Raw genomic sequence first — 4,369 nt, 5'->3', positions numbered from 1 at the left:
GCGATCGGCTTTGCATGAATTGCACTTCTCGCAGGCGGTCACCACGTTGTCCCAGGTATGGGTTCCGCCTTTTGAGCGGGGAATGACGTGATCTAGCGTCAGACGCTTGGTGCTGCCGCAGTATTGACAGGTGTGGTTGTCGCGGCGGAAGACTTCCCGACGATTGACCGGAGGAACCTTCCAGTGCCGCTCTGGATTGCCACTGGTCAACCGGATATGATTTGGAATTTGTAGTACGACATTGGGAGAGCGTACTTCCCATTGCTGGGTGCTGCTGAACTCCAGGGCCTCTGCCTGTCCGGTCACGAGCAAAACGATCGCCCGTTTAAGGTTGATTCTCGCTAGGGGTAGGTAGTTCTTAGAGAACACCACCACCTGGTTCTGGAGTATGGGAATTTTCTGTCGCTGCTCAGTCTGCATGAGTTTTCTCCTCAAAAAATAACCCCCGCCTCTGAGTACCAGGAGCGGGGGTTGGGGAAGTTGATATGGGTTTCCCTATGTCGGTGTCAGGATTGCCCTGCACCTCCCGCTGCTAGTGAGTTGATCCGGATTGAGTCGTCCGGCGATGTTGCTATCAATACCTTCGCTGACGGATTTACCGCCGCTAAACCAATACGTCCCCTCAAACGCAAACAGCGCCGCTGCTCTACCCGAACAATGTTGGGGTCGAACATGGACGCTGGTTAAGGTGGCGAGGATGCGTATCATGGAAGGCTGTAGTATTTGTATTACAATTCTGGATGTCTACATACTACACTTGTAGTATTAGATTGTCCACCCTTGATTGAAATTTAGGATGTTCGGTTATGGATACACGCAAACGGGGTAGCACTTCGGAAATGCAGGTCACGAGTATCCGACTGGAACCTGAACTGAAGAAGCGATTGCGGGAGATTTCCGGTGAACAGGGCTATCAAACCCTGATACGGGAAGTCCTTTGGCAGTTTGTGGAGCAACAGCTGGGGGTGGATGAGGTGCGACCGTATTCAGCCGAAGATAGGCGATCGCCCTCTCAGCCCCCACTGTTATCCATGTCGGATATTCGAGCGACGTTTAGGGCAGTCTCTCAACAAGAAGAGCAATGTGCCATTACAGGGCAGCGTATTCAACCGCAGCAAGAGATGCTTTTAGGGTTAACAACAAACGGGGAAATTATTGCTCTCAGTATGGCGATCGCTAAATCGTGCTTTTGGTAATAGGCATTGAGCCGAGATACGTGTTAGCCTCTGCAAAGTCCTCAATTAAACATGCATCTTTCCCCACAATATCGGCGCTAGCAACAATGTCATATCCATCTAAACCCTCTGCTGAGCCTTGCGTAACGACCTTTGATGAGTTTGCGCAATTGGCGGATTATTCTCTGATGGATACCTTAAATGCCGATCCTGATGCCACGGTCGATGGTGATGATCACCGACCCCGCCAGGTTTTTTCTGGTCATTTCGTACCTGTGACACCCACGCCGCTTGCAGACCCAGAATATGTAGCTCATAGCCGCACTTTTTTTAAGGAACTTGGGTTGAGCGATGAGCTGGCGCTGAATGAAAAATTTCGCCGTGTATTTTCTGGTGACCTCTCTGCTGCCCATGAGCCAATGCGTCAGGTGGGCTGGGCGACGGGTTATGCCTTGTCGATTTATGGCACCGAATATACCCAACAATGTCCATTTGGTACGGGTAATGGTTATGGCGATGGTCGAGCGATATCTGTGTTTGAAGGAATCATCAATGGACAGCGCTGGGAAATGCAATTGAAAGGGGGTGGCCCAACACCTTATTGCCGGGGTGCCGACGGGCGCGCTGTCCTCCGGTCAAGTGTGCGTGAGTTTCTAGCGCAAGACTATATGCAGGCGTTAGGTGTGCCAACATCGCGCTCTTTGACACTGTATGTTTCTAAATCTGAGACCGTTACCCGGCCTTGGTATTCTCAAGACTCCGACTCGATTGACCCTGATGTTTTGGTGAACAATCCTGTGGCCATTTCAACTCGCGTTGCACCCTCCTTTTTGCGCGTTGGTCAGCTAGAGTTATTTGCCCGCCGCACTCGCAGCAATGCTCATCCAAAAGCATTAGAAGAGTTGAGCATGATAGTGTCGCACTTAATTGAGCGAGAGTACAAAAGCGACATTAATCAAAGCCTTGGTTTTGCCGATCAATTAGTTGAGTTGGCTAAGTTATTTCGCCAGCGTCTCACTTCACTGGTGGCTAATTGGCTACGGGTTGGTTATTGCCAGGGTAATTTTAACAGTGACAACTGCGCTGCTGGAGGCTTTACCCTAGACTATGGACCCTTTGGATTTTGTGAAAAATTTGACCCTTGGTTTCAACCTTGGACGGGTGGCGGCGAGCACTTTTCATTCTTCAATCAGCCCATCGCAGCAGAAGCAAATTATTTCATGTTTTGGAAAGCAGTGAGACTGCTACTTACAGAAGGTGCTGAAGCGTTAGAACAGTTCGACCAGGTAGGCCGTGGCTTTTCAGAAGCTATGCAAAAACAAATCCAAAAAATGTGGGCGGACAAACTTGGCTTGACTGAATATCACCCACAGCTATTTGAAAAATTAATGCAGTTAATGACTGACTCAGAGGTCGATTACACCATTTTCTTCCGCGAGTTATCCCATATACCAGATGATATCTCAGCATTGAAAAAAAGCTTCTACGTTAAAACTTCACCACAACTCGATGAACAATGGCAAGCTTGGCTGAAAAGCTGGCGCGACCTCGTCATTAACGACGGCAATTTGGCTGAAATATCAACAAAGATGAAACAGACGAACCCAAAATATACATGGCGAGAGTGGTTGATTGTCCCTGCTTACCAACAAGCCATGCAGGGTGACTACTCTTTAGTTAAAGAGTTGCAAGAAGTCCTTAGCTATCCATATGATGAGCAATCACAAGACGTAGAAGATAAATACTACCGTCTAAGACCTGAGGCGTTTTTTAGCACGGGTGGCGTGTCGCACTATAGCTGTTCATCTTGAATAGCTGCGTGACAAGCAACTGTTCAATACGAGCAGCTTTGTTCTTGAACAACTGCTGAAAGCCAGATTTGCAACGTTCCTTTCAGCAATTAATGTTCAACGTGTTGCATGAAGGATAGCAGGTGATTTGCAACAACTTGGGGTTGATCGAAGTGGGGCACATGTCCCGATTCCTCAATCCAAATGAGTTGACTGTCTGCGATCGCTCGCTGCCACCGAGTAGCATCAGCGGTTCCTAACACATCATCCGCTTTGCCCCACAGAATCAGCGTGGGATGGGTGACTTGAGCAATTCGATCGCTTAAATCCGCATACCCGCCACTTCTGGTAAAAGAGGCGATCGCCTCCCTCCACCCAGGCATCTCCTGATGGAGGAATGAGCAACGCAAAGCGTCAATCAGCGTTGGATGGACCATCGGTAGAACTGAAGCCGCCGCCAGGGTAGCGCGCTTACGGAAATTGCACTTATCTCTGTCAGACAATTCTAAGATTATTATCGTCACGCTCCGGAAATACAAACGGTTCAGGCATAATAAGAGTGCTTTTGGGGGCAAGGGCGGATGGGGCGATCGCTCAATGAAAAGTGCTGGGCGTGCAGTTTGTTGACGGCAGCCGAAGCTCGCAAACTTCATGATGATGGGCTTGGAGGCGATGGCTGTTGGCAGGAGGGGATTTGCCACAGTCGGCGGTCCTATTACCGAAAGGGTCGGAGCAGGGGAGCACGGAGATCGCCCCCGGTCGAAGAGATTGTGGTGCCGCTCCCTGAGATTCCCTTCGTGGTTCTGCACACCTATGTGGACAGACCTCGGCAAGCGAACGATGAGGTGGTGATCCACGCAATGTGTGCAGAGCTATGGATGGGCAGTCAGCCGGTGGCGATGACGCAGCCGCAACACACCTTTGGTCTACCGCCGCGAACCGTGAAGGAGTATGCCTGTCAATTGCTGAAGACGCTATACCAGCGGTACGGCAATGGGCGACGGAGTGGGTTTGAGCGGTTCGCCCGCGAGGAGCAGCATTCAGTGTCGCAGTGTCCCGTGTGCCCCTGCTCTTACCATGCAGGTCATTTGCGAGTGGGGGCACAGGGATGACGGAACAGTTGGAGTTGCCGCTGTGGGAGACGCTGAGAACGGCTCAAATGGTGCCGGAGCAGGTGGATTTTGAGGGGCTGCTGGCAGAGGTGGAGGAGGCGATCTCCCAGGTGCCCGAGTCGGAGCAGTTGCGGCTGGCAGGGGAAGCATTTCGGCGTTGCATAATGGGAATATGAAATCAGGGTGAAACCGATGCAATGTCCCGAATGTGGCTCAACTGACATCAGTAAGAACGGCAAGCAAAGAGGTAAACAAAATTACCTCTGCAAAACCTGTCGGCGGCAATTTATCG

Annotated in this window: 8 protein-coding genes; 5 read left to right on the top strand and 3 right to left on the bottom strand. The window is 50.7% G+C overall.

Annotated features, from left to right (window positions below; translation table 11 throughout):
- Both AC1S52_RS00700 and AC1S52_RS00695 read right to left on the bottom strand, forming a co-directional pair.
- Positions 1–420, bottom strand: a 420-nt coding sequence (locus tag AC1S52_RS00700) for an HNH endonuclease (RefSeq protein ID WP_482027119.1), incomplete at its 3' end; no start/stop codon positions are given.
- Between the two features lie 75 nt (positions 421–495).
- Positions 496–708 (bottom strand): hypothetical protein, encoded by a 213-nt coding sequence (locus tag AC1S52_RS00695; protein ID WP_482027118.1) that lies wholly within the window; start codon positions 706–708, stop codon positions 496–498.
- Positions 709–806: 98 nt separating this feature from the next.
- On the opposite strand from AC1S52_RS00695, the gene AC1S52_RS00690 reads away from it, so the two are divergent.
- Both AC1S52_RS00690 and AC1S52_RS00685 read left to right on the top strand, forming a co-directional pair.
- On the top strand, positions 807–1,196 hold the full coding sequence (locus tag AC1S52_RS00690; protein ID WP_482027117.1) for a hypothetical protein: 390 nt from the start codon (positions 807–809) through the stop codon (positions 1,194–1,196).
- Between the two features lie 86 nt (positions 1,197–1,282).
- Complete coding sequence (locus AC1S52_RS00685) at positions 1,283–2,986, top strand: protein adenylyltransferase SelO (RefSeq protein WP_482027116.1); 1,704 nt, start codon at positions 1,283–1,285, stop codon at positions 2,984–2,986.
- Positions 2,987–3,075: 89 nt separating this feature from the next.
- On the opposite strand, the gene AC1S52_RS00680 is transcribed toward AC1S52_RS00685, so the two are convergent.
- Entirely contained in the window at positions 3,076–3,468 is a 393-nt protein-coding gene (locus AC1S52_RS00680) for an alpha/beta fold hydrolase (protein WP_482027115.1), read from the bottom strand.
- 78 nt (positions 3,469–3,546) lie between these two features.
- On the opposite strand from AC1S52_RS00680, the gene AC1S52_RS00675 reads away from it, so the two are divergent.
- From AC1S52_RS00675 to AC1S52_RS00665, 3 genes are all read left to right on the top strand, one after another.
- Positions 3,547–4,077, top strand: a complete 531-nt coding sequence (locus AC1S52_RS00675) for a hypothetical protein (protein WP_482027114.1) — start codon at positions 3,547–3,549, stop codon at positions 4,075–4,077.
- Positions 4,074–4,253 (top strand): hypothetical protein, encoded by a 180-nt coding sequence (locus AC1S52_RS00670; protein ID WP_482027113.1) that lies wholly within the window; start codon positions 4,074–4,076, stop codon positions 4,251–4,253. Before AC1S52_RS00675 ends, AC1S52_RS00670 begins: the two co-directional genes overlap by 4 nt.
- Positions 4,254–4,269: 16 nt before the next feature.
- On the top strand, positions 4,270–4,369 hold a 100-nt coding region (locus tag AC1S52_RS00665), incomplete at its 3' end, for an IS1/IS1595 family N-terminal zinc-binding domain-containing protein (protein WP_482027120.1).

It is taken from the genome of Kovacikia sp. CALU 1929, assembly GCF_056784235.1.
This window is presented reverse-complemented; position numbering and strand designations above follow the sequence as displayed.